We start from the raw sequence: 24,157 nt of genomic DNA on the forward strand, positions 1-24,157 counted from the left end.
CATGTCAGGCTCCCAGCTTGATCTGGAGGAACAGGGCACTGATCACGCTGTTGGCCGCGAAGAGCAGCATGAACGCGAAGACGACGGTCTGGTTGACGGCCTCGCCCACGCCCTTCGGTCCGCCCTTCGCGTTGAGGCCGAGGTAGCAGGCGGTCAGGCCGGCCAGCAGTCCGAAGATCGCGGCCTTGGCCTCGGAGGCGAGGAAGTCGGGGAGCCCGACGAGCAGGGTGAGGTCCGAGAGGTAGAGGCCCGGTGTGGCCCCTTGCAGGACGACGGAGAAGAAGTAGCCGCCGACCAGGCCGACCACCGTGACCATGCCGTTCAGCGCGACACCGACCAGGGTCGACGCCACGATGCGGGGGACGACGAGCCGCTCGATCGGGTCGATGCCGAGGGTCACCATCGCGTCGATCTCCTCGCGGATCTTGCGCGAGCCGAGGTCCGCGCAGATCGCGGTCGCACCGGCACCGGCGACGACCAGCACCGACACGATCGGCCCGATCTCACGGACCACGGCGACCGCCGCACCCGCGCCGGCGAGGTCGACCGCACCGATCTGGATGAGCAGCTGGTTGACCTGGAAGATGATCACGACGCAGAACGGGATCGAGACCAGGAGCGCAGGCCCGAAGGACACGGTCGTCACGAACCAGGCCTGCGAGATGAACTCCGCGAACCGGAACCGGGTCGTGAACATGGTCCGGAAGACCTTGCCGACGAAGCTGTAGAAGTCGCCGAAGGTCGACATCGCCTTGAACGGGAGCGTGCCGCGCAGCGCGTCGCTGGCCATCTTGCGCGAGCCGGGACTCATCCCGGACGGACCGGGCCCCCTCGGCTCGACGGGCCGCTCGGGAGCGAGGGTCATGCCGTGGCCTCTTCGGCGGCGACGCTCTCGACGACGTACAGGGGCAGGCGGAGGGCGGCGGGCGCCGTCGGCGGGACGGCCGGGCGGGCCGGCGGCACGGGCGTCAGCCGCTGGTAGGCCTGCCCCGGCTCCGGGCGCGGGTCCTGCTCGCCCTTGTTGGGCCACAGCGACAGGGCGCGCTCGGCCTGGGCGGTGATCGTCAGGCTCGGGTTGACGCCGAGGTTGGCCGAGATCGCGGCGCCGTCGATGACATGGAGGCCCGGGTGGCCGTGGACCCGGTGGTACGGGTCGATCACGCCGGTCTCCGCGGTCTCCCCGATCGCACATCCCCCCAGGAAGTGCGCGGTCATCGGGATGTTGAAGATCTCGCCGACGGTGCTGTAGGAGCCGCCGTCGATCTTGTCGCTGATCCGGCGGACCACGTCGTTGCCCGCGGGGATCCACGTGGGGTTGGGCTCGCCGTGGCCCTGCTTCGAGGTGAGCCGAGCGCGGCGGCCGGGCCTGCCGTTCTTGGGGAACACCGTGATCGAGTTGTCGCTGGTCTGCATGACCAGCGCGATGATCGTGCGCTCCGGCCAGCTGCCGAGGCCACCGAGGCAGGAGAGCAGCAGCAGCGGGTGGCGCAGGGCCTGGCCGATCCACTTGAGCCAGCGCGGCGTGCGACCGCCGCCGTCGGTCATGACCGTGAGCAGCATGCCCATCAGGCCGGAGCCCTTGCCGTAGCGGACCGGCTCGACGTGGGTCACCGGGTCGGGGTGGATCGACGACGTGATCGCGACACCGTGGTGGAAGTCGTGCTTGCCCTTGTTGTGCATCTTCGTGCTCGACGCACACAGCGCCTCGGAGTTGGTGCGGGTGAGGTGCCCGAGCCGGTCCGAGAGGTGCGGCAGCTCGCCCGAGCGCTGCATGCCGTGCAGCAGCTCCTGGGTGCCCCAGGTGCCCGCCGCGAGGACGACCTGGTCGGCGCTGATCACCTGCTGGCGCCGGGCCGATCGGCCCGAGGTGTGGGTCACGACGTGGTAGCCGCCGCCGGGTCGCGGCCGGATGCCGCTGACGGTGGTCCGGTCGCGGACCTCGGCGCCCGCCTTCTCGGCGAGGTACAGGTAGTTCTTGAGCAGCGTGTTCTTGGCGTTGTGGCGGCAGCCGGTCATGCACTCGCCGCACTCGATGCAGCCGCGCCGCTCGGGGCCGGCACCCCCGAAGTACGGGTCCGGGATCGCCTGGCCGGGCTGCTTCTCGCCACCGGCGCCGAAGCAGACGCCGATCGGGGTCGGCCGGTAGGTGTGGCCGACGCCCATCTCGTCGGCCACCTCCTTCATGATCTCGTCGGAGGCGGTCACCGTCGGGTTCTCGACCACGCCCAGCATCCGCTTCGCCTGGTCGTAGTAGGGCGCCAGCTCGGCCTTCCAGTCGGTGATGTGCTTCCACTGGGGGTCGTTGTAGAACGCGTCGGACGCCGGCTCGTAGAGCGTGTTGGCGTAGACCAGCGAGCCGCCGCCGACGCCCGCGCCGGCGAGCACGACGACGTCGCGCAGCAGCCGGATCCGCTGGATGCCGAAGCAGCCCAGGCGCGGGGCGTAGAGGAAGCGCCGCACGTTCCAGGAGGTCTTCGCGAACTCGTCGTCCTCGAACCGCCGGCCGGCCTCGAGCACCGCGACGCGGTAGCCCTTCTCGGTCAGCCGCAGCGCGGTCACCGAACCGCCGAACCCGGAGCCGATCACCACGACGTCGAAATGGGAACCTGCACGCTGGACGTCGGGCACGAGGGCACAACCTTTCGAGCAGACCGGGCGTCGTCCCCCTGCTCGGACGCCACATCCGGTGAAGGTCCATGACACCGGGTGACGACGGTCACGCTCTCGTGCCGAGCGTCCAACGCTCGCCGGATCGGTTGTCCGGCTGCACAACGGGGCGGCCCGATGACTACGGTGGGCCCGTGAGCTACGACGGCGTGCCCATCGGGATCGAGCCCTGGCTCCTGGCGTACGTCGCCGAGCAGGCCCAGCCGGAGCAGGTCGACCCGTGGGTGGGCCGCGTGTACGACGCGATCCTCGCCGAGATCCCCGACATCTCGGCGATCGACGGGCTGGACGAGCTGCTGCGGACGACCATCCGCGAGCACTGGATGGCGTTCCTCGCCGACTTCGCCCAGCCGGCCCAGCACTTCCACCTGGTCGGCGCCGCCCAGAGGCTCTCGGCGCTGGTGGCCGACCTGCAGCTGCCGCTGGAGCAGCTGATCCAGTTCTACCGCGTCGCGCAGCAGGAGGTCTGGGTCTACGTCAGCGACCTGATCAAGGACCTTCCGCCGAGCGACTTCGACCGGGCCGACCTGCTCATGTTCTTCTGGAACCGGGCCGGCGTCTGGCTCGACAAGTCGATCAGCGCGTCGATCGACGTCTACCAGAGCGCCCGCAGCCGGGTCCTCGCCGGTGCCGCGGCCCAGCGCTACGAGTCCGTCAAGGCGATCCTCGCCGGCGAGCTGGGCGATGCCCGCGAGGCCTCGGCCGCCCTCGGCGGCTACCCGATCTCGGTCCATCACACCGCCTTCGTGCTGTCGGTCAGCGACGCCGAGCGCGCCGGCGTCCTCGAGTCCCTCGCCGGCGACCTGGTCCGCGCCGTGGGCGCCGCCAACCCGCTCGTCGTCAAGCCGGGCGGCCGCCAGCTGTGGTTGTGGGTCGGCACCCGCGACCCCCTCGACCTCACCGGCCTCGCCACCGCCGAATCCTCCCCGTCGCGCACGGACGCCTGCGTCGGCGTCGGTACGTCGACCGTTGGGATCGCCGGCTTCGTGGCCAGCCACCGTGAGGCCCAGGGCGCCCTCCGCGTCGCCGCCGCCGGCGGCAGCTCCTGGCTCGCCCGCTACGACGAGGTCGAGCTCCCAGTCCTCCTCGGCTGCTCCCCCGAGGTCGACCGCTTCATGACCCGCCAGCTCGGCCACCTCGTCGGCGAGGAGGAGTCGGTGCAGCGCATCCGCGAGACACTCATGGCCTTCCTGCGCAGCGGCGGCAGCGCCGAGGAGGCCGCCCGCGCCCTCGTCGTCCACCGCAACACGATCCGCTACCGCCTCGGCCAGGCCGAGGAGCTCCTCGGCCGCCCGATCGCCAAGATCAACCCCGAGCTCGCCGTCGCGCTGCGGCACCACGAGCTCTTCCACCGCCCCTGACCCAAACCACGCCGAAGTGTTGGTAGATGCAGGTCGAAGTGTTAATACAGGCGCGTCGAGGTGGCAGAAACGTGCGGACGGTCGGACACCTCCAACACCTCGACGCGCAATTTCCAACACTTCGACCTGCCTTTGTTAACACTTCGGCGGGGATGACACTGGGGACGCGCCCGGCAGGTGAGCACGTCCCCAGTGGGTTCGGGTTGTTCGGTTGTTCATTGTCCGGCGCCGGGGTCAGCCCTCGAGGGTCAGCGCCAGCACGGGGCAGGCCTGGACCGCAGCGAACACGTGGGCGCGGTCGGCCTCGGGCGGGTTCGCGTCGAGGACGGTGACCAGCTCCTCGTCCTCGTCGACCTCGAAGTAGTCGTTGGCCATCGACTCGCACATCCCCAGGCCCTCGCACCTCGCCTTGTCGGCCACGATCTGCATCGCACTCACGCGCCGACCTTGCTGACGTCGAGGCGGCGGGGCTCGACGGCCTTGAAGTCGACCTTCTCGCGGACGCCGCAGTCGGGGCAGCACCAGTCGTCGGGGATGTCCTTCCACGCCGTACCGGCGGCAAAGCCCTCGAGCTCGTTGCCCTCGGCCACCTCGTAGGTGTACTGGCAGCCGGGACACTGCGCGGCGAGCACCTCGCCCTCGAACTCGTGGGCGCTGCTGTCGGCCCGGAGCTCGGCCTCGAGGCTGCGCAGCTCGGCGGGGACGGGGTACTTGCGCAGCAGCTTCTCGCGCTTGGCCGGGTGGAGGTTGGCCAGGCGGAGGTCGCCGTCGTAGTGGGCGAGGACGCGCTTGTCCATCAGGGCCCGGAAGGCCGGCGGGAACATCGCGACCACGATCATGCCGGTGTAGCCGGTCGGCAGGACGGGAGCGTCCTTGAAGTCGCGCAGCGTCTGGTAGCGACGGGTCGGGTTGGCGTGGTGGTCGCTGTGGCGCTGCAGGTGGTAGAGCAGCACGTTGGTGGCGATGTTGTTGGAGTTCCACGAGTGCGCCGGGGTGACCCGCTCGTAGCGCATCTTGCCGGGCGTACCGACCTTCTGGCGGACCATGCCGTAGTGCTCCATGTAGTTGACGACCTCGAGCAGCGAGAAGCCGACGACGGCCTGCAGCACGAGGTACGGCAGCAGCGACAGCGGGTTGACGTCGTGGGCGAGGCCGAGCCAGAGCATCAGCCCGCCCCAGAGCGCGACGGTCATCAGCCAGGCGTTGAGCACGTCGTTGCCGAGGTGGAAGGGGTGCGTGCCCTTGCGCTGGTAGCGCTTGGCCTCGAGCTCCCACGAGCTCTTCAGCGAGCCGGAGACGGTGCGGGGCCAGAAGCGGTAGACGCTCTCGCCCATCCGGGCGCTGGCGGGGTCCTCGGGGGTCGCGACACGGACGTGGTGGCCCCGGTTGTGCTCGATGTAGAAGTGGCCGTAGAAGGTCTGCGCGAGGGCGATCTTGGACGCCCAGCGCTCCAGCGACTCCCGCTTGTGGCCCAGCTCGTGGGCGGTGTTGATCGCGACGCCGCCGACGACGCCGACCGAGATCGCGAGGCCGACCTTGGCGAGGACCGACATGTCGGTGGTGGCGAGGTACCAGATCGAGGCGACGAAGCCGCCGTACTGGACCGGGAGGTAGAGGTAGGTCACCCAGCGGTAGAACCTGTCGTTCTCCAGCGCGTCGATGACGTCGTCCGGCGGGTTGGTGTTGTCGTAGCCGGCGACCAGGTCGATCAGCGGGATGAGGCCGAAGAAGACGACCGGCGTGAGCCAGAAGAAGAGGGCCTCGCCGGTCGCCTCGAACAGGGCGATGCCGACGATCGGCGTGAGCGGGACGACCAGTCCCAGGATCCACAGATAGCGCTTCTTGTCGCGCCACGCGACGACCGTGCCGTCGGCTCCCTGTGTTGCGTACTTGGCCATCGGTGCCTCCTCGGGTGCTGCGACGCCGTCGTCGCTGGTACCTCCCAAGGGTCCGCCGGAGCGGTCCGCGCGCGCTCGGTCGGCGTGCACAACGTGACTTATGGCCGTTGGCCGCCTGCACAACCGACCGCAGGACGAGGGCGGGTACGCCGCCGCGGACCGGCCTCTCGACCCGGCCCGCGACGGCGTCGGTGTCAGCAGCAGCCGGTGCCGGTGCAGCAGTCGTCCATGGCTCCTCCTCAGATATAGATGATGGTCGATGTCTGCACAGACTGGACCGAGACATCGACATCTGTCAATATCGACACATGTCGAAGTCCCTCGAGCTGACGCCCGTGGAAACGGTCGCCTGCTGCTCGCCGCTCACCCGGGAGCCGCTGACCTCCGACGCCGCCGAGCGGATCGCGCCGCTGGTCAAGGCGATCGCCGACCCGGTGCGCCTCCGGCTGCTGTCGCTCGTCGCCTCCCACGCCGACGGTGAGGCCTGCGTCTGCGACCTCAACGACGCCTTCGAGCTGTCCCAGCCGACGATCAGCCACCACCTCAAGGTGCTCCACGAGTCCGGTCTGCTGGACCGCGAGAAGCGCGGGGTGTGGGTCTACTACCGCGTCCGCGCGGGGGCGCTCGCCGACCTGGCGACCCTGCTCGGCGGGGTCTCCGCGTGAATCCTGCTCCTGTGCTCGCGCGCCGGGCCGTCGCCGAGCTGCTCGGTACGGCCTTCCTCGTCGCCACCGTCATCGGCTCCGGCATCGCCGCCCAGCGGCTCTCCCCCGGCGACACCGGCCTCCAGCTGCTGGAGAACAGCCTCGCCACCGGCGCCGCGCTGGTCGCGCTGATCATCGCCTTCCAGCCGGTGTCGGCCTCGTTCAACCCGGTCGTGACACTGGTCGAGGCCGGACTCGGTCGCGTCGGCTGGCCGGCGGCCGGCGCGCTCGTCGGCGCCCAGGTGGTCGGCGGCGCGCTCGGGGCCGTGGTCGCCAACCTGATGTTCGAGCTGCCGGCGGTCGAGCTGTCCGAGCACGCCCGCACGGGCTCGGGCCTCATGGTCGGCGAGGTGGTGGCCACCTTCGGGCTCGTGCTCGTGGTGTTCGGCGCCCTCCGCTCCGACCGGGTCGAGACGGTGGCGTACGCCGTGGGCGGCTACATCGCGGCGGCGTACTGGTTCACCAGCTCGACCAGCTTCGCCAACCCGGCCGTGACGGTCGCGCGGATGCTGTCCGACACCTTCGCCGGCATCGCGCCGGCCTCCGTGCCCGCGTTCGTCCTGATGCAGCTGGTCGGCGGTGGCCTCGCCCTGCTCGCCGTCCGGTTCCTGCACCCCGCCCCGTCCCCCCAGGAGGCCTGATGTCCCGCCCCACCGTGCTGTTCGTCTGCGTCCACAACGCCGGCCGCTCCCAGATGGCCGCCGGCTACCTGCAGCACCTCGCCGGCGACCGGGTCGAGGTCCTCTCGGCCGGCTCGCAGCCCGCCGACCAGGTCAACCAGGTCGCGGTCGCCGCCATGGCCGAGGAGGGCATCGACATCGCCGGCGCGGCCCCGAAGGTGCTCACCTCGTCGGCGGTCGAGGTGGCCGACGTCGTCGTGACGATGGGTTGCGGCGACGAGTGCCCGTACTTCCCCGGCAAGCGGTACGACGACTGGGTCCTCGACGACCCCGCCGGCCAGGGCATCGACGCGGTCCGTCCGATCCGCGACGAGATCAGGCGGCGGGTCGAGGCGCTCGTCGCCGAGCTGGTGGGCTGACGTGCCGCGTCAGTACCTGGACGACGCCCACGGGCCCGACGGCATCCGGGTGTCGATCGCCGTCGAACGCGCATCCGCCCGCCTGGATCGCGCCCAAGGGCGGGGCCTGCCGAACCTGCTGCCTTCGTCCTCGACCGTGCGGTCATGGGCGGGGCGGCTCCTCGCCGAGCTCGGATGGCAGGGCGCGTGGGTGGTCGACGTCGAGTCGGACAGCGGTGTCCGGACCCGTTTGAAGCGCGCGGACCGCCACGAGGCGATGACCCTGGCCCAGCAGGTCTGGCGCGAGGTGTCCGAGCGCGGCGTGGCCGCGCTCGACGACCTGGCGTGAGCCCTCAGTCGACGGGACCCGGCGGCGTCGTGCCGGCCAGCGGGTCGGCGGGCAGGTCGCCCTCCTTGACCTGCTCGGGCGGCACCCACTGGTGGGCGTTGCCCATGAAGGTGTGGACGTAGCCGCACCGGACGCAGATCGCGCCGTCGGCGGACTTGTTCAACCAGTCGAGGTCGAAGAAGGTCATGCCGGTCGTGGTCATCTTGATCTCGCGCTGCGCGAAGACGAGGCCCTCGCACACGTGGCAGGCGAGGAAGCGCTGCGTGGGGATGACGAAGACGTGCACGCGACTACCCGAGCAGACGCAGCACGGTGAGCAGCACCGGCAGCAGGAAGGCCACCAGCAGCACCCACGCGACGATGCGGTGGCTCGGCTTCGAGCTGTCGAGCGAGCCCGCGAACTCGAGCATCGCGCCGTCCGGGACGAGGGGGCTCAGGCCCATCCTGCGGGCGTCGTTCGGCAGGTGCTCGCCGCGCTCCCAGGCGGTCGAGGTGTCCTCGACCTCGTCGCGTTCCATGCCTCGATGCTACGTCGCCGCGGCGACCGCTGGCGGCGACATCGCCCAACGGATGGTGCCGACCGCGGCGCCGCCGAGGACGCGGACCACCGTCTGCTCCGCGACCGGCAGCCAGGGCAGGCGGAGCGGGACCCGGGTCCAGGCCGGCATCAGGCCGACGGCGGCCGCCGCGAGCACGCCGTACGCCGGCCGCGCCACCCACGGGAGCGGCGGGCGCAGCAGGACGTAGCCGACCGCCTCCCGCGCCTCGGGCGTCCCGCGCAGCTCGGGGCGGAAGCGGGCCAGGACCTCGGCGAGCTCGCGTTCGGTCGTGGGCGGGTCGACGACGCCGAGCCGGCGCGCGACCTCGGCGGTCTGCGCGACGTAGGTGTCGCGGCCGGCCGCGTCGAGGGGCTCGGCGCCGTACGCCCGGTGGGCCCGCAGGAAGCTGTCCACCTCGGCGACGTGGACCCACAGCAGCAGGTGCGGGTCCGATGCGGCGTACGACGAGCCGTCCGGCAGCGTGCCGGTGACCCGGTCATGGATGGCGCGCACCGCGTCGACCGCGCGCTGCGCGTCGTCGGCGGTGCCGAACGTGGTGACGGCGAGGAACCGGCTGGTCCGGGCGAGGCGTCCCCACATGTCGCCGCGGTAGCCCGAGTGCTCGGACACGGCGCGCATCGCCGCCGGGTGGAGGCTCTGCAGCAGCAGCGCCCGGATGCCACCGACGAACATCGAGGCGTCCCCGTGCACCCGTCCGATCGGGCTCGCCGGGTCGAACCACCGCGGACCGGGCGTGTCGTGGATCCGGTCGCGGTGCCGCGCACCGTCGGGACCGGCGACGCGGTGGAAGATCGCCGCGCCGAGCTGGTGACGCAACGTCGTGATGCCCGCCATCCGTCCAGTGTGCCGTTGCCCGACAACCCGCGGCGGCGGAGTCAGGCCGTGGCGACAGCTCCGCCGAGGGCGGTGATCGCGGCGACGACGTCGGCCTGCGTGCCCTCCGCGTCGCCGGCGAGCCAGTCGGCGACCAGCACCGTGGTGCCGGCGACGAGGAGGCGGGTGGCGAGCAGGCGGCGGGCCCGGGCGCGCTTGCCGCGAGCGGTGCCGGGGAGCACCTCGTCGGCGACGAAGCGGGTGTACTCCTCGATCGCGCGCTGCCGGCGGGCCGCGAGGACGGGGGTGCCCGGGCTCTCGACGTACAGCCGGGCCAGGCGCTCGTCACCGCCGAGCACGCCGACCAGCACGTCGACGACGAGGCGGGCGCGCCGGTCGGGATCGATGCCGGCGATGGTCGTGCGGAGCTGGTCGAGCAGGCCGTCGTAGAAGGCGTCGGCGACGGCCAGCAACAGGTCCTCGCGGGCGGGGAAGCTCTCGTAGAAGTACCGCTTGCCGAGGGCGCTCTCGGCGCACACCGCCTCGACGGTCACGGCGGCGACGCCGTCGCGCCCGATGACCGTGCGGCAGCTCTCGAGGAGGCTCGCACGCCGCGTCGAGGTGCGCTGCTCCGCACTCATGCCGCCGTAGGACCGACCTCCCGCCATGCCCCCATCCTCGCCTACGACGAACGCCCGTTGACACCTGCCCGGACCCGTCCTAAATTCTGTTACGGCACCGTAACAGATGGGGGGTCGCCATGGCCTGCTGCGCAGCGATCGCTGCTGTCATCGGCCTGGTCCGGGCCGCGTGGTTCCGCCTCCTGCCGGACCGGCGACCGGTCGAGCCGACCTTCGCTCCCCCGGCCCACCGCTCGGCCGACGGCACGGCTCCCCTCCGCGCAGAGCCGGCCGGCGTGCCCCGGCGGCGCGGACTGACGGGCAGCGCGCTCGTCGGCGTCGCCGTCGGTACGGCGGCGTACGCCCTGGCGATCACGATCCTCCGCGCCACACCGGTGGTCCGCACCCTCGACGGACCGTGGGTCGTGCGCGACGCCGGCCTCGTCGCCCTGGTCGCCGTCACCCTGCTGGCCGGCCTCGCCGGCGGTGGCGCACGTTCGGTGCCCGCGGTGCTGCTCGGCGCGGGCGTCGCGTGGACCGAGCTCGGCCTGCTCGACATGCACCTGCTCGGGCTCTTCGAGCTCCGCGTCGCGGCACTCCCCCTCGACCTGCTGCTGCACGGCAGCGGCCCCCTCCTCGTCGTGCTCGCCGCCCAACGGCTCGCGCGCCCCCGACCCCGCCTCGAAACGAGCACACCGTGACCACTGTCGCCGTCCGTCCCGACGAGACCACCACCGTCCTGCTGCCGACCGACGTCCCGCTGTTCCCGCCGGCCACGCGCCGCGCGATGCTCCGCTCCGGGGCCGGGTACGCCGTGCTCTGGGCCCTCGGCGCCGTCGCCCTCGCCGTCGACGCCGGCCCCCGCCCCACCGTCCTCGCGCTCGGCCTCACCCTCCCGGGCGGCGGGCTCCTCCACGCCGGCCACCCGGTCCTGGGTGCCGTCGCCCTGCTCGCCGTGCTGCTCGCGGTCTTCGTGTGGTGGGCGGCCGGACCGACCGTGCTGCCACCGCTGGTCTGGCTCGTCTCGGCAGCACTCCCGGCGCTGACCCTCGACGATCCCACCGGCTCGGCCGGAGCCGGGATCGCCGTCCTGACGGCCGTTCCGGCCGCGGCCCTCGTCGCCGTGGCCGTCCACGCCGCCCGCCACCGGTCCCAGCGCCGCCGGGGCGCGAAGCTCAACGCACGCCTCGCCGAGGTCGGGTTCCGGATCACCGGAGCGCCGTCGTACCCGCGTGACGCAGCGGTCGTCGAGCACACCGCGGAGGACCTGCGCCGCCTGCGGGCGGCGCTCGACACCGCGCTCCAGCCGGCCGACTCGTACGACGGCTTCACCCATCTCGACCAGTTCCGCGAGGGCGCGCTGCGCTACCAGCTCAACGCCCTGTCGTACGGCCTGTCGATGTCGCAGTTCACCCGCACGCCGGCCTTCCGCGGCTACCTCGCCGAGGCGCAGCGCAACACCATCGACAAGGTGCTGCAGCGCAAGGTGTGGGGCTACTGGGCGCTCGAGAACGCGTGGGGCAACCTGCGCCGCGACAAGGACCCGGTCCCGCTCGGCGGCAACGTGATGCTGACCGGATTCTTCGGCCTGCAGGTCGGGATGTACTCGCTGCTCAACGACGACCGCTACACCCGGCCGGGCTCACTCGACTTCCGCTGGGACGACGACACGTCGTTCCCCTACGACCTCGGCGCGCTCGCCGCGAACGTCCGGGCCAGCGTCCGCGACTCGCGGTTCAGCCTCTACCCGTGCGAGCCCAACTGGATCTACACGATCTGCAACACCTTCGGTCTCAACACCGTCCTCGCCCAGGAGCAGCTGCAGTCCTCCGGCGAGGCCGACGACGTCCGCGCCCGCCTGCGCCGGGCCTACGAGTCCGAGTTCCTCCGGCCCGACGGCCGCATCGTCGGCGTGCGCTCCTCGCACCTGGGGCTGTCGTGGAACTTCTGGGCGAGCCCGTCGGTGCAGCTCGCCACCGCCTACTGGCTCAACCCGGGCATGCCCGACCTCGCCCAGCGCACCTGGTGGCTGCTGCGCGACGGCTGGCTGCGTGTCGAGGACGGCCTCGTCTCCACGCCGCGCAGCGTCGTCAGCCGCCTCGACCCCGGCAGCTACCAGCTCGGCACCGACACCTTCACCCTGGCCGTGACCACCATGGCCGCGCGCGAGATCGGCGACGAGGAGACCGCGCGGGCGGCGGAGCGCACCATCGCCGAGCGCTGCCCCACCGAGCAGAGGTACGGCGCCGAGCGGGTCGCCGGCGCGAGCGGCCTCGCGAACTCCTACCTCAACCTGGGCCGGTTCGGCCGTCGCAGCGCACTGCGTGACCTGGTGGCCTTCGGTCCGCCGCGCGAGTGGCGCGACGGCCCGGTGCTCGACGCGGCGGCGTACCCGGACGTGCTGGTCGCCCGGGCGGTGTCCGACGGCGCCGCGCTCGACCTCGTGCTGGTCCCCGGCGAGGGCCCGGTCCGCACCCGGCTCACGCTCGCCCAGCTCCGCCCCGGCACCCGGTACGACGTCACCGGCGCCCGCGACGCGACCCTGACCGCGGACGGCGAGGGCCGCGCGGTGGTCGAGGTCGAGCTCGGCCGCCGGCAGGAGGTCCGGGTCAGCCCAGCGTCGTGAGCAGCTGCGTCGCGCGCGTCAGCACGACGTAGAGCGTGGCGCGTCCGGTCACCGACTCGTCCTCGATCTCCTGGGGCCGCACGACGACGATGCCGTCGAACTCGAGGCCCTTGGTGTCGAGGCCGGTCAGCACGACGACCCGGTCCTCGCCGGACGGCGTGACCGAGGAGTCGATCGCGGCACGGGCTCCCGAGGCGTCGTCGGCGAGCTCGGGCCAGCCGGCCAGCCAGGCGTTGACCTCGGAGCGACGGGCGACGGGGACGACGATGCCGACGGTGCCGGAGACGCGGCCCGCGACGTCGAGGACCGCCTCGCGGGTGGCGGCCTCGAGGTCGCCACCGGCGGGCACCACGACCTCGCGCGGCGACTCGCCCGTGCGGCGGACGGCGTCGGGCAGGTCGGCGCCGAGGCCGACGCGCTCTGCGTAGGCGGCCGCGTGGGCGTAGATCTCCGCGGAGTTGCGGTAGTTCGTCGACAGGTGGAACGAGTGGACCTGCTTGCGCTCCAGGGCGGCGGCGCGGGCAGCGGCGGCCTCGGCGGGCAGCGGCCAGGAGGACTGGGCGGGGTCGCCGACGATGGTCCAGGAGGCGGTGCGGCCACGACGACCGACCATCCGCCACTGCATCGGGGTGAGGTCCTGCGCCTCGTCGATCAGCACGTGGGCGTAGCCGTCGTCCTCGATGCTGCTGACCGGCGCGCGCCAGGCCGGGCCGGTCGCGAACTCGCGGTCGGAGGCGGTGATCAGCTCCTGGACGTTGACCGCGCCCTCGATCAGGGCCATCGGGTCGTCGCGGTCGTCGTCGGCCTTCTGCGGGACGTCGCCGAGGGCGTAGCGCAGCTCGTCGAGCAGCGGCACGTCCTCGATCGAGATCTGCCCGCTGATCGGCCGGGACGGGTCGAGGTGGGCCCACGACTTGGCGACCAGGCGCTGCTCCTCGGGGGAGAGCACGCCGTCGGCGACCCGCGAGACGAACTCGGGCTCGCGCAGCCAGCTCATCACCGTCGGGGCGTCGAGCGGCGGCCACCACGCGTGGGCGAAGTCGAGGAAGTCCTGCCGCGAGAGCATCTCGTCGTTGAACTTCTCGCGCCCCTGCTCCCGACCGCGCTCGCCGCGGACCTGGCGCCACATCGCGTCGAGCAGGGCGTTGGAGACGCGCGGGAGCTGCTTGTTGCGCAGCCCCTGGGACATCAGCTGGCGACGGATCTGGCCGAGCCTGCCGCGGTCGAGGACCAGGCGGTCGTCACGCCAGAACACGCGGTACTCGCCCGGGCTCCCGGGGACCTGCTGACGCGCCGTACGGCGCATCACCTCGGCCATCCGCTCCGAGCCCTTCACGTCGGCGACGGCCGGCTCGTCGTGGCGGGTCGCGCGGACCTCGTCGACGACCTCGCCGAGGCTCCGCAGTGCGACCGCGGTCTCGCCGAGCGAGGGCAGCACCCGCTCGATGTAGCGCATGAAGACGCCGGACGGGCCGACGACGAGGACGCCGCCGCGCTCGTAGCGCTGGCGGTCGTTGTAGAGCAGGTACGCCGCACGGTGCAGCGCGACGACGGTCTTGCCGGTGCCGGGACCGCCGGAGATCGAGACGACGCCCTTGGCGGGGGCGCGGATCGCCCTGTCCTGCTCGGCCTGGATGGTCGCGACGATGGAGTGCATCGAGCGGTCGCGGGCGCGGGAGAGCTGCGCCATCAGCGCGCCCTCGCCGACGATCGGCAGGTCGCGGCCCTGCTCCTCGGCAACGGTGAGCGCCTCGGCGTCGAGCAGCTCGTCCTCGACGCCGACCACCTTCGCGGCGGTGCTGCGCAGCACGCGACGCCGGATCACCGACCGCGGCTCGGCAGCGGTCGCCTGGTAGAACACGGCGGCCGCGGGGGCGCGCCAGTCGATCAGCAGCGAGTCGCGGTTGTCGTCGCGCAGGCCGATCCGGCCGACGTAGCGCGGCTTCGGGTCGACGGCCGCGTCGAGGTCGAGCCGCCCGAAGACGAGGCCCTCCTGCGCGGCGTCGAGCTGGGCGATCCGCTTCGCGGCCTGGAAGACCATCGCGTCGCGCTCCACGAGGCCGCCCTCATGGCCCATGTGGGCGCGCGAGTGCCCTTCCTTCGCCAGCTGCTCGGCGGCCTTCCCGGCCTCTCCGAGCTGCTCGTAGACCCGGTCGACGAAGGCCTGCTCCGCTGCGACCTCGCGCTCCACCAGCTCGTCTGCCACCGACGTGACCCCCACCGTCCACTGCTCGTCAGGAAAAAGCCGCCGGAACTCGGGGTCCCGCGCAGCAAGCAGTCAACTCTACAGGGCTGAGAGGGGTGCTTAGATAGGAGGAGGCATCGCAGCTAGGGGGGCTAGATGACAACGACGCCAATTGCATCGACGCGCAAACCGAACCGCCGAGGAGTGGCGGCTCGGGAACAACTGCTGTCCACGGCTCTGCGCCTGCTGGGCGAGGGGCGGCCCGAAGCCGTCTCGATCAACCTGGTGGCCAAGGAGGCCGGCCTCAGCTGGGGCTCGGTCCAGAACCTGTTCGGCGACTCCGACGGCTTCTGGTCGGCCGTGGCCGACCAGGTCGCCGAGGTCGGACCGGAGCTCTGGGCCACGCCCCAGAGCCCCACGATCGCCGGCCGGGTGGCCGAGGTCACCGAGCTCTACCTCTCCGTGCTCGACTCGCCGCACGCGGTCAGCATCGAGACCATGCGGTGGGCCCTGCCGCGGCCGCTCGACCTGCTCGCGGAGACCCATCCGCGCACCGCAGCGTCGATCCGCCGCCTCGACGAGCTCGCCTCCGAGGCGTTCGTCCACTTCTTCGACGGGGTCGAGGGCCTCGACGAGGAGCGGCGGATCGCCATGTCCGAGGTGCTGCCGGCCATGTTGCGCAGCCTGCGCAACGAGAAGCTGCTCGGCACCCACGTCGACCTCGATCGGGCACACCGCGCGATCGTGACGATGCTGACGCTCTACCTCGAGGGCTAGCCGAGAGCCCGGACGGGCGCGATCACCTCGGCACCGAACCGCTCGACGGCAGCGATCTTGTCGCCGAGCGGGGCGTGCTGACCCACGTAGTACATCCACGGCATCGTCATGCACATCGTGACGCCGCCCTCGGCCGCGCGCACGAAGTCCTCGGGTACGAGCGCGTCCGTCAGCGCCGGTACGACGTCGAAGGGCTCGTCGAGGTCGCGCCCGGCCTCGGCCCGGAGCTCCCGCAGCCGCCCCGCGATCGCGATCGCCTCCTCGACCGTGGCCATGTCGCCGACCCAGCCGTCGTGGCGGGCGGCTCGGCGCATCGCGACGTCCGACAGGCCGCCGACCCAGACCGGGACCGGGCCCGGCGGCTCGGGCTTCATGGCGAGCCGCTCGCAGCTGTAGAACTCGCCGCAGAACTCGGTCCAGCCCGGCTCCCAGAGCCTCTTCATCAGGTCCAGCGCCTCGTCGGTACGACGTCCGCGCGTGCCGAACTCCTGCTCCAGCAGCTCGAACTCCTCGCGGCACCACCCGACGCCGACGCCCAGCGCGACCCGGCCGCCGCACAGTGCGGCCGCCGTCCCGACCGCCTTGGCGACGACGAACGGGTTGCGCATCGCGGCGACGTAGATCGAGGTGAAGAACTCCAACCGCGTGGTGACCTGGCCGAGGGCGCCCACGGTCACCCACGGGTCCGGCCAGTCGACGTCGGGCTCCCAGCGGCGCTCGCCGGTCCGCGTGTAGGGGTACGGCGTCGCGACGGTCTCCAGGTCGACGACGTGGTCGGCGATGCTCAGCGAGCGGAACCCGGCGTCCTCGGCGGCACGCGCGAGCGCCACCAATTGGTCGACGGGCTGGTAGGCGGTGACCATCGCGAAGTCCACGACGTCACCCTAGTCAGGAACTAGAACAGGTTCTAGGGTCGGCGGGTGGAGTTCCCGCACCTGCTCGCGCCCGGCCGGATCGGCTCGATGGAGCTGCGCAACCGGATCGTCATGTCGCCGATGGAGACGATGTACGGCACGCCCGAGGGGCATCCCTCGGACCGGACCGTCGCCCACTTCGCCCGGCGGGCCGAGGGCGGCGCCGGGCTGATCACCGTCGGCGCGACCGGCATCGACCCGCGGCACCCCGAGACGCCGGGCGGCCTGCAGATCGGCACGGACGCCGCTGTGAGCGCTCACAAGGGGCTCGTCGAGGCCGTGCACGCGCACGGCGCGCGGATCCAGCCGCAGGTCGTGCACGCCGGGCCCGACGGGCTGGGCCCGGAGATGTTCGGGGTCACCTCGCTGGGACCGTCGGTCATCGCGTCGTACCTGACCGGGCGGCCGTCGGCCGAGGCGACCAAGGAGCAGATCGGGGAGATCCTGGACCTCTACCGGGCGGCGGTGGTGCGCGTCCGGGAGGCGGGGTACGACGGCCTCGAGCTCCACGCCGCGCACGGCTACATGTTCCTGGGCTCCTTCCTGGCCCCGCAGCGCAACCGCCGGGGCGACCGCTACCGCGGGACGTCCGTCGAGGGGCGGATCCGGGTGGTCCTGGAAGCGCTCACAGCGATCCGGGCGGAGCTGGGACCGGACTTCCCCGTGACGCTGCGGATCTCCGGCTACGAGCGGGTCGCCGCCGGGCGGCCGGTGTGGGACACCGCGGCCATGGCGCCCCTCCTCGTCGAGGCCGGCGTCGACGCCTTCCACGTCAGCGGCGGCGTGATCGACCGCCTGGTGACCGGGATGGTCAACGCCGCCGACGACGGCGACGGGCTCAACGTGGGCGGCGCGGCCGCGGTGCGCGAGGTCGTCGACGTCCCGGTGATCGCGGTCGGGCGCCTCCACGACCCGGCGCTGGCCGAGCAGGTGCTGGCCGACGGGCGGGCCGACTTCGTCGCGATGGGTCGGCCGCTGCTCGCCGACCCGGACCTCCCGCGCAAGCTGGGCGGGTGGGGCGGCGGCGCGACCCGGGTACGGCGCTGCATCTCCTGCGAGAACTGCATCGACACGCTGGAGGAGAAGCTCGCCACCGAGTGCGCGGTGAACCCGCTGACCGGCCACGACCTCGACCGCGTGCCGGCGGCCCCCGCGCCGCAACGGATCGTCGTGGTCGGCGGTGGACCCGCCGGGCTGGAGACGGCGGTCCGGGCCTCGGCCGCCGGGCACCAGGTGACCGTGCTGGAGGCCGGCGACCGGCTCGGCGGCGCGCTGGTCGACGCGTCGGTCGTGCACGAGGAGAACCGCTCCTACCTCGACTGGCTGCTCGCCGAGGTCGCCGCCTCGGCGGCCACCGTGCGGCTGCGGACCCCCGCCGATGTCGCCACGGTCCGCGCGCTCGCTCCCGACCTCGTCGTGGTCGCCACCGGCGGCCGGGTGGTGCTGCCGGAGCTGCCGGGTGCCGACCTCCCCCACGTCCGGCGCGGGATCGACACGACCGCCGCCCCCGGGCCGCGGCGGGTGGTGGTCGTCGGCGGCCGCGGTGCCGCGGTCGAGCTCGCCGAGACCCTCGCCGGCGAGGGCGCGCTCGTCGCCCTGCTGGCGACCGGCGCCGAGATCGCCCCCGAATTCGGGTCCAAGCGCCGCACCGAGCACATGGACCGGCTCGACCGGCTCGGCATCACGGTCCACACGGGGTGCACCGTCTCGGCGATCACCGCGTCGGGTGTCTCCTGGACGCCCGCGAACGGCACGCCGCGCGAGCTGCCGGCGGACGCGGTCGTGCTCGCGGGCGAGGTCGTCGCGGACCCCGCGCCGGCGGCAGCGCTCGCGGACGGGCTGCCCGGGGTCGTCGTCCGCACGGTCGGGGACGCGAACGGGCTCGGCCTCATCCGCGGCGCCACGGCGGACGCGGCGACGCTGGTGGCGTCGCTCTAGGGCGACGCGGCCTAGTGTTCGTGCCATGACGAGCCTGCGGCGGATCGCCGTCTTCTGCGGATCCGCACCCGGCCACGACGAGGCGCTCGCGCGCTCGGCGTACGACGTCGGTCGCGGCCTGGCGGAGCACGGCATCGGGCTGGTGTACGGCGCCGGTGGCCACGGCCTGATGGGGTCGGTGTCGCAGGGCGCGCTCGACGCGGGGGGCGAGGTCATCGGCGTGATCCCCCGCAGCATGGTCGAGCGCGAGTGGGGCCGCGACGACCTGACCGAGCTGCACGTCGTCGAGACCATGCACGAGCGCAAGGCGATGATGGCCGAGCTCGCCGACGGCTTCCTCTGCCTCCCCGGCGGCATCGGGACGCTGGAGGAGATCATCGAGGTCTGGAGCTGGCGACAGCTGGGGTTCCACCCCGACCCGGTCTGCTTCTACGACGTCGGCGGGTTCTGGCAGCCGCTGCTCGGCGCGCTGCAGGGGATCGTCGACGCCGGCTTCGTCCGGCAGGCCGTGCTCGACGACGTGGTCGTCACCGACGACCTCGCCACCGCACTCGCGGGCCTGGTCGGACGGGCCGGCGCGACGTTCGTGGACAAGCTCAGCGGCACCTGATCGGTCTCCGGGGCACGCGTCTCCCCCACCAGAACAGGTGGCTCTCGTGATCCATCCGTGGGTCGCGTACGTGCTGGTTGTCATGAGGGCTGCGGTGTCGTGGGCGGTGGGGTTCTCAGGCAGCAGCGACGAGCGGGCTGGGTGGGTGGCTGGGTCCGCCGGTCGGGTGGTGGTCCGGCGGTGCGCGTTGGCCCCCTCGAATGGTCAAAGACCGCAGATTTTCGGCCGTTTTTTCTGCGGTTTGTGACCAATCGAGCGGGTCACCGACACGCAACAGACCCACACGAGCCGGGCGGCCGCGTCAGCGGCGGCGCGGACGAAGTCCGCGCCGACAACCGCGCCGCCCAGCCNCGCGCGGCCGCCCCCAGGCGGTCAGCCCTTCTTGCGGGTCAGGAACGCCGTCATCGCCTCGCGGGCCTCGTCGGACCCGAACAGCCGCGCGCTGAGCTCGACGAGCTCCTCGCCCTTGGTGTCGATCCGCTCGAGCAGGTCCGCGGCGAGCAGCTTCTTCGTCTCGCGCAGGCCCTGCGCGGCGCCGGTCGCGAGCTGGCCGACCACCTCGGCGACCTTGGCGTCGAGCGCGTCGGCCGGCACGGCGAAGGTCGCCAGCCCGAAGTCGGCGGCCTCGGCGCCGGTGAAGACCTCGCCGCCCAGGGCGGTCCAGGCCAGGCCGCGCGGGGTCAGCCGCGGGAACACCGTGAGGGAGATGACGGCCGGCGTGAGGCCGAGCTTCACCTCGGTCAGCGCGAAGGTCGCGTCGGAGGCCACGACCACCACGTCCGAGGCGGCGACGATGCCGATGCCGCCGGCACGGGCCGCTCCCTCGACGACGGTCACGACAGGCTTCGACAGGGCCACGATCTGGCGCTGGACACCGACGATCGCGCGGGCACCCTCCTGCATCGGGACGGTCGCGGCCTCGGAGAGGTCCGCACCGGAGCAGAAGACCCGGCCCGAGGACTTCAGCAGCACGACACGGACGTCGTCGGCCGCGTCCACCGTGGCCAGGTGGGCGATCAGCTCGGTGACGAGCTGGCGCGAGAGGGCGTTGCGGTTGTGCGGCGAGTCGAGCGTGATCGTCGCCACGCCGTCGGCGACGTCGAGGTGGACGAGCTCCGCAGGTGCGTCAGTCATGGCGCCAGACTAGTGAGGAGCCGGGCCGGTCCCGACCCCCGATCGAAGGCAACGACGTGATCAACGGACTTCCGCTCGCTCCCGCGCTCCCCAGCGGACGCAAGCGCGTGCTGACGCCGAAGATGCAGCGCACGCTGGAGAAGGGTCGCCTGGCGCTGCTGGCGTTCGACCCGGGCCGGGGACCGCTCGTCACGCCGGTCCTGTACGGCGTGAGCGCGCACCACCTCTGGTTCCTGGTCCGCGGCAACACGGCCAAGGGACGCGCCCTCGCCGCGCGCCCGCAGGTCGGCATCGTGGTCGGCGACCCGGCGCAGTCGGTCGTGATCCGGGGCCGGGCGACCCTGCTCTCGCCGACCTCGCTCACCCCGTCGACGAGCCTGCTGTCGGTGCTGCTCGACGTCCCGTGGGGAGCGGCGTCCTGGGCCAGTCGCAACCCGAGCCAGCTCGTGGGCTTCGTCCGCGACGCCGAGTCCGCGCTGCGCGCCTCGAGTCCCAAGGAGTTCACGCTCGTGTCGGTCCGGCCCCGCGCCGCCCTGCTCGTGGCCGACGGGGAGGTCGTCCAGGAGCGGGGCGAGTGGCCCGCCGAGCCGCGGTACGACGGCACGACGCCCCACCCGTCCGGCGTGCCCGCGCTCGCCGGCGTCGTACCGGACGGGCTGGAGGAGCTCCCGGCGAAGGCCACCAGCGGAGTCCTCGGCGTCCTCGCCCGCAAGGGACCACTGGCGGTCCCGGCCGGCTGGGACCCGGCCTCCGGCCACGTCACCCTGCCGCCCGGCGTCCTCCCACCGGCCACCCCCGGGGACGGCGGGCTGCCGGCGTGCCTGGCCTTCCACGACGCCGTGCGCGCCCGGCCGACCGACCAGCGCGGCGTGGTGCTGCGCGGCCACCTGCACCCGGACCCGGGCCCGGACGGCGGCGGCTGGCGGCTCGCGACGGAGCGGGTCACCTTCTGGGACGGCTTCCGCACCGGCACCCAGGCGGTGTGAGCCGCGGCGTCAGTCCGTGTGGATCGGCTGCTTGGGCAGCTTCTTGACGCGGGTGCGCTTGCGGCGCGCCGGGATCATCGAGCGCATCTCCTCGAGCTTGCCGAAGCACAGCAGCCGGTCCTCGGCCTCCAGCACGTGGTGCGGGAAGGGGTTCGGGATCACCATCGTGCCGCGGTGCAGGGTCAGCACGGTGATGTCGCGGTCGCGCAGGCCCGAGTCGCCGAGGGACTTGCCGACGAGGTCGGCGTCGGCGTGGACGAGGAGCTCGGCGACGCCGTACCCGGTCGAGACCGACAGCCGCTCGCGGACGTCGATCTGCGGGAAGGCGACCTGGTTGTCGATGTAGTCGATGATCGCGCCGGCCACGTCGAGCTTGGTGGCGTTCTCGATGCCCTCCAGGCCGGGCGAGGAGTTCACCTCCATCACCTGCGGGCCGTCGTCGGCCTCGAGCATGTCGACACCGGCCACCTTCAGGCCCATGATCTGCGCCGCGCGCACGGCGATCCGCTCGGCCTCCGCGTCGAGCTCCACCGGCTCCACGCTGCCCCCGCGGTGCACGTTGGAGCGGAACTCGTCCCCCTGCGCCACCCGCCGCATCGCCGCGACCACGCGGTCGCCGACGACGAGCGCGCGGAGGTCGCGGCCGCGGCTCTCCTTGACGAAGCGCTGGATCAGCACCTGCTGCTTGGTGCTCTGCAGGGTCTCGATGATCGCCTCGGCGACCTTGATGCTCGGCGCGAGGATGACGCCGATGCCCTGCGTGCCCTCCAGCAGCTTGATCACGACCGGCGCACCGCCGACCCGCTCGATCGCGGGGATCACGTCGGCGCGGTCCCGCACGAAGGTCGTCGCCGGCATGCTGATGTTGTGTCGCGACAGGATCTGCGAGGCGCGCAGCTTGTCGCGCGAGTTCGAGATCCCGTTGGCGGTGTTGGGCGTGTAGACGTCCATCTGCTCGAACTGCCGCACGACGGCGGTGCCGAAGTAGGTGATCGAGTTGCCGATCCGCGGGAGGATCGCGTCGTAGTCCGACAGCTGCTTGCCGCGGAACTGCAGGTCCGGAAGGTCACCGGAGAGGTCGATGGCGAAGCGCAGCGTGTTGAGCACCTTGACCTGGTGGCCCCGGTCGAGTGCCGCCGTACGCAGGCGCTGGGTGCTGTAGGACCGCGGAGCGCGGGAGAGGATCGCGAGCTTCATTCCCGTCCTGATCGGAGTGCCTGCTTGGATGGGTACGTGGTCAGCCCCCATTCAAGCAGCCCGCCGGTGGTCGCCGGCTGGCGAGAGTGGGTCCGCCTGCCCGGCCTGGGGGTGGGACCCGTCAAGGCCAAGCTCGACAGCGGTGCCCGGACCTCGGCGCTGCATGCGTTCGACCTGACGCACTTCGAGCGCGACGGCGCCGACTGGGTGCACTTCTCGGTCCACCCGTGGCAGCGATCGGCCGAGGACGCGGTCTACGTCGAGTGCCCGGTCCACGACCGCCGCACGATCCGCAGCTCGACCGGTCACACCCAGGAGCGCTTCGTGGTCCTCACCGAGCTCGAGCTGCTCGGCACGACCGTGACCACCGAGGTGACCCTGACCCGCCGCGACGAGATGGGCTTCCGGATGCTCGTCGGCCGCGAGGCGCTGCGCCAGGGCTTCCTCGTCGACTCGGGCCGCTCGTACCTCGGCGGCCGCCCGCCGCGGAAGGTCCGCCGCAAGAACCGGGGAGTGGCCAGGTGACCCGGCGTGGCGCGTGAGTCCTTCGCGATCGGCAACGTGCGGGTCCGCGCCGGCGCGACCAAGGAGGTCGAGCTGCCGATCACCCGGCTGGTGACCGGTGGCGATGTCAGCCTCCCGGTGCGCGTCGTCCACGGCCGCGAGCCGGGCCCGACCGTGTGGGTGAACGCTGCCATCCACGGCGACGAGGTCATGGGCGTCGAGGTTATCCGGCAGGCGATGGCAACGCTCACGGCCCGCTCCTTCCGGGGCACCCTGGTCGCCGTACCCGTGGTCAACGTGCTCGGCTTCATGACCGGCGACCGCTACCTGCCGGACCGCCGCGACCTCAACCGCTCCTTCCCCGGCTCGGCGCGCGGCTCCCTGGCCAGCCGGATCGCGCACCTGTTCATGACCGAGGTCGTCAGCAAGTGCGACGTCGGCCTCGACCTGCACACCGCGGCGGACCGGCGCGCCAACCTGCCCCAGATCCGCGCCGACCTCGACGACCCGCGCACCCGCGAACTGGCCGAGGCGTTCGGAGCACCGGTGATGCTGCACGCCCGGCTGCGTGACGGGTCCCTGCGCCAGGCCGCGCGCGACCGCGGCGCGACCGTGCTGCTCTACGAGGCCGGCGAGGCACTGCGCTTCGACGAGGACGCGATCGCCGTCGGCGTGCGCGGCGTACGACGGGTGCTCGCCTCCCTCGGCATGATCGACCCCGAGCCGGAGGCCGACGCGCTCGACGTCGTGGAGTCCCGGTCGAGCAACTGGGTCCGCGCCCGCGGCACCGGCATCCTGCACCTCGACGTCCACCTCGGCGAGTGGGTCGAGGCGGGCCAGCGCCTGGGCGGGCTGTCCGACACCTTCGGCCGCCGGGTGCGGCTGGTGCACGCCGACCGGCCGGGCATCGTGATCGGCCTGACCCGGGCTCCGATCGTGAACGCCGGCGACGCGCTGGTGCACGTCGCGACACCGGTCTGAGGGCGGGCTGGCTGCGCATCGGTGGGTCGCGCGGGGGCTGGACGCCGGCCGGCGGCGGTGCGGTAGCTGGTCGGGCTCTCAAGCAGCAGCGACGGAGGAGCTGGGTGGGTGGCTGGGTCCGGCGGCCGGGCTTCAGTCCGGCGGCGCGTGACGACCCCCTCGAATGGTCAAAGACCGCAGATTTCCGGGCGAATTCTCTGCGGTTTGTGACCACTCGAGGGGGTCACCGAGCGCGCAGCGGACATCACGGGACGGGCGGCCGCGTCAGCGGCGGCGCGGACGAAGTCCGCGCCGACAACCGCGCCGCCCATCCGA

25 protein-coding genes and 1 pseudogene are annotated in these 24,157 nt (G+C 72.6%); 13 read left to right on the forward strand and 13 right to left on the reverse strand.

The window, feature by feature from the left end; genetic code table 11:
- Window positions 1-4: 4 nt before the first annotated feature.
- On the reverse strand, window positions 5-790 hold the full coding sequence (locus ASE20_RS16605) for an MlaE family ABC transporter permease (protein ID WP_056895842.1): 786 nt from the start codon (window positions 788-790) through the stop codon (window positions 5-7).
- Window positions 791-861: 71 nt separating this feature from the next.
- Entirely contained in the window at window positions 862-2,628 is a 1,767-nt protein-coding gene (locus tag ASE20_RS16610) for an FAD-dependent oxidoreductase (protein WP_056895699.1), read from the reverse strand.
- A gap of 173 nt (window positions 2,629-2,801) precedes the next feature.
- Between ASE20_RS16610 and ASE20_RS16615 the strand changes: the two genes are divergently transcribed.
- Entirely contained in the window at window positions 2,802-4,028 is a 1,227-nt protein-coding gene (locus ASE20_RS16615; protein WP_056895700.1) for a PucR family transcriptional regulator, read from the forward strand.
- Between the two features lie 234 nt (window positions 4,029-4,262).
- On the opposite strand, the gene ASE20_RS16620 is transcribed toward ASE20_RS16615, so the two are convergent.
- Together ASE20_RS16620 and ASE20_RS25945 are read right to left on the reverse strand one after the other, a co-directional pair.
- The gene (locus ASE20_RS16620) at window positions 4,263-4,457 is read right to left on the reverse strand and encodes a ferredoxin (protein WP_056895843.1); all 195 of its coding nucleotides are present in this window, start codon (window positions 4,455-4,457) and stop codon (window positions 4,263-4,265) included.
- Window positions 4,458-4,462: 5 nt separating this feature from the next.
- Complete coding sequence (locus tag ASE20_RS25945) at window positions 4,463-5,926, reverse strand: fatty acid desaturase (protein ID WP_056895701.1); 1,464 nt, start codon at window positions 5,924-5,926, stop codon at window positions 4,463-4,465.
- A gap of 308 nt (window positions 5,927-6,234) precedes the next feature.
- Between ASE20_RS25945 and ASE20_RS16630 the strand changes: the two genes are divergently transcribed.
- From ASE20_RS16630 to ASE20_RS16645, 4 genes are read left to right on the forward strand one after another with little or no spacing between them, the layout of a single operon-like run.
- Window positions 6,235-6,591: an ArsR/SmtB family transcription factor gene (locus ASE20_RS16630; protein ID WP_056895702.1), complete on the forward strand. Its 357-nt coding sequence runs from the start codon at window positions 6,235-6,237 to the stop codon at window positions 6,589-6,591.
- Window positions 6,588-7,271: an aquaporin gene (locus tag ASE20_RS16635; RefSeq protein ID WP_225869125.1), complete on the forward strand. Its 684-nt coding sequence runs from the start codon at window positions 6,588-6,590 to the stop codon at window positions 7,269-7,271. The genes ASE20_RS16630 and ASE20_RS16635 overlap by 4 nt, the downstream gene beginning before the upstream one ends.
- Complete coding sequence (locus tag ASE20_RS16640) at window positions 7,271-7,669, forward strand: arsenate reductase ArsC (RefSeq protein ID WP_056895704.1); 399 nt, start codon at window positions 7,271-7,273, stop codon at window positions 7,667-7,669. Before ASE20_RS16635 ends, ASE20_RS16640 begins: the two co-directional genes overlap by 1 nt.
- Before the next feature lies 1 nt (window position 7,670).
- On the forward strand, window positions 7,671-7,997 hold the full coding sequence (locus ASE20_RS16645) for a hypothetical protein (protein ID WP_056895705.1): 327 nt from the start codon (window positions 7,671-7,673) through the stop codon (window positions 7,995-7,997).
- 4 nt (window positions 7,998-8,001) lie between these two features.
- Here ASE20_RS16645 and ASE20_RS16650 read toward each other — a convergent pair whose 3' ends face one another.
- The 4 genes from ASE20_RS16650 to ASE20_RS16665 are packed head-to-tail and all read right to left on the reverse strand — an operon-like array spanning window position 8,002 to window position 10,038.
- A complete protein-coding gene (locus tag ASE20_RS16650; protein WP_056895706.1) occupies window positions 8,002-8,283 on the reverse strand; it encodes a hypothetical protein in 282 nt (93 codons plus the stop codon).
- A 4-nt stretch (window positions 8,284-8,287) separates the two neighbouring features.
- Complete coding sequence (locus tag ASE20_RS16655) at window positions 8,288-8,515, reverse strand: hypothetical protein (protein WP_056895707.1); 228 nt, start codon at window positions 8,513-8,515, stop codon at window positions 8,288-8,290.
- Window positions 8,516-8,524: 9 nt separating this feature from the next.
- A complete protein-coding gene (locus tag ASE20_RS16660; protein WP_056895708.1) occupies window positions 8,525-9,391 on the reverse strand; it encodes an oxygenase MpaB family protein in 867 nt (288 codons plus the stop codon).
- 41 nt (window positions 9,392-9,432) lie between these two features.
- Window positions 9,433-10,038 carry a TetR/AcrR family transcriptional regulator gene (locus tag ASE20_RS16665; protein WP_056895709.1) on the reverse strand — a complete coding sequence of 202 codons (606 nt, stop codon included), beginning with the start codon at window positions 10,036-10,038 and terminating at the stop codon, window positions 9,433-9,435.
- A 92-nt stretch (window positions 10,039-10,130) separates the two neighbouring features.
- On the opposite strand from ASE20_RS16665, the gene ASE20_RS16670 reads away from it, so the two are divergent.
- Entirely contained in the window at window positions 10,131-10,691 is a 561-nt protein-coding gene (locus ASE20_RS16670; protein WP_056895710.1) for a hypothetical protein, read from the forward strand.
- Window positions 10,688-12,616, forward strand: coding sequence for a hypothetical protein (locus ASE20_RS16675; RefSeq protein WP_056895711.1), 1,929 nt, complete (start codon window positions 10,688-10,690; stop codon window positions 12,614-12,616). The genes ASE20_RS16670 and ASE20_RS16675 overlap by 4 nt, the downstream gene beginning before the upstream one ends.
- Here the strand turns inward: ASE20_RS16675 and ASE20_RS16680 are convergent.
- The gene (locus ASE20_RS16680; protein ID WP_056895844.1) at window positions 12,600-14,822 is read right to left on the reverse strand and encodes a HelD family protein; all 2,223 of its coding nucleotides are present in this window, start codon (window positions 14,820-14,822) and stop codon (window positions 12,600-12,602) included. The two genes, ASE20_RS16675 and ASE20_RS16680, sit on opposite strands and share 17 nt — an antisense overlap.
- A gap of 183 nt (window positions 14,823-15,005) precedes the next feature.
- On the opposite strand from ASE20_RS16680, the gene ASE20_RS16685 reads away from it, so the two are divergent.
- A complete protein-coding gene (locus ASE20_RS16685; protein WP_056895712.1) occupies window positions 15,006-15,578 on the forward strand; it encodes a TetR/AcrR family transcriptional regulator in 573 nt (190 codons plus the stop codon).
- Here the strand turns inward: ASE20_RS16685 and ASE20_RS16690 are convergent.
- On the reverse strand, window positions 15,575-16,453 hold the full coding sequence (locus ASE20_RS16690) for a TIGR03619 family F420-dependent LLM class oxidoreductase (protein ID WP_056895713.1): 879 nt from the start codon (window positions 16,451-16,453) through the stop codon (window positions 15,575-15,577). The genes ASE20_RS16685 and ASE20_RS16690 overlap by 4 nt on opposite strands.
- A gap of 45 nt (window positions 16,454-16,498) precedes the next feature.
- Here ASE20_RS16690 and ASE20_RS16695 point away from each other — a divergent pair, with 45 nt between their 5' ends.
- Together ASE20_RS16695 and ASE20_RS16700 are read left to right on the forward strand one after the other, a co-directional pair.
- Complete coding sequence (locus ASE20_RS16695; RefSeq protein WP_200952849.1) at window positions 16,499-18,430, forward strand: FAD-dependent oxidoreductase; 1,932 nt, start codon at window positions 16,499-16,501, stop codon at window positions 18,428-18,430.
- 25 nt (window positions 18,431-18,455) lie between these two features.
- Window positions 18,456-19,040, forward strand: coding sequence for a TIGR00730 family Rossman fold protein (locus ASE20_RS16700; protein WP_056895714.1), 585 nt, complete (start codon window positions 18,456-18,458; stop codon window positions 19,038-19,040).
- Window positions 19,041-19,412: 372 nt separating this feature from the next.
- Here ASE20_RS16700 and ASE20_RS16705 read toward each other — a convergent pair whose 3' ends face one another.
- Window positions 19,413-20,174 carry an enoyl-CoA hydratase-related protein gene (locus ASE20_RS16705; protein WP_056895715.1) on the reverse strand — a complete coding sequence of 254 codons (762 nt, stop codon included), beginning with the start codon at window positions 20,172-20,174 and terminating at the stop codon, window positions 19,413-19,415.
- Between the two features lie 56 nt (window positions 20,175-20,230).
- On the opposite strand from ASE20_RS16705, the gene ASE20_RS16710 reads away from it, so the two are divergent.
- Entirely contained in the window at window positions 20,231-21,160 is a 930-nt protein-coding gene (locus tag ASE20_RS16710) for a pyridoxamine 5'-phosphate oxidase family protein (protein WP_056895716.1), read from the forward strand.
- A gap of 9 nt (window positions 21,161-21,169) precedes the next feature.
- Here ASE20_RS16710 and ASE20_RS26065 read toward each other — a convergent pair whose 3' ends face one another.
- Both ASE20_RS26065 and ASE20_RS16715 read right to left on the reverse strand, forming a co-directional pair.
- The gene (locus ASE20_RS26065) at window positions 21,170-21,514 is read right to left on the reverse strand and encodes a cation:proton antiporter regulatory subunit (protein WP_412778597.1); all 345 of its coding nucleotides are present in this window, start codon (window positions 21,512-21,514) and stop codon (window positions 21,170-21,172) included.
- Window positions 21,497-22,357 (reverse strand): annotated as a pseudogene (locus ASE20_RS16715) (ATP-grasp domain-containing protein); the annotation flags it as partial. The pseudogene ASE20_RS16715 and the gene ASE20_RS26065, both read right to left, overlap by 18 nt.
- 36 nt (window positions 22,358-22,393) lie before the next feature.
- Between ASE20_RS16715 and ASE20_RS16720 the strand changes: the two are divergent.
- Both ASE20_RS16720 and ASE20_RS16725 read left to right on the forward strand, forming a co-directional pair.
- Window positions 22,394-22,882 (forward strand): ATP-dependent zinc protease, encoded by a 489-nt coding sequence (locus tag ASE20_RS16720; RefSeq protein WP_056895718.1) that lies wholly within the window; start codon window positions 22,394-22,396, stop codon window positions 22,880-22,882.
- A gap of 6 nt (window positions 22,883-22,888) precedes the next feature.
- The gene (locus tag ASE20_RS16725; protein ID WP_056895719.1) at window positions 22,889-23,842 is read left to right on the forward strand and encodes a succinylglutamate desuccinylase/aspartoacylase family protein; all 954 of its coding nucleotides are present in this window, start codon (window positions 22,889-22,891) and stop codon (window positions 23,840-23,842) included.
- The last annotated feature ends 315 nt before the right edge of the window (window positions 23,843-24,157 follow it).

Source organism: Nocardioides sp. Root240, from assembly GCF_001428825.1.
In the GTDB taxonomy this organism is placed as follows: Bacteria; Actinomycetota; Actinomycetes; order Propionibacteriales; family Nocardioidaceae; genus Nocardioides.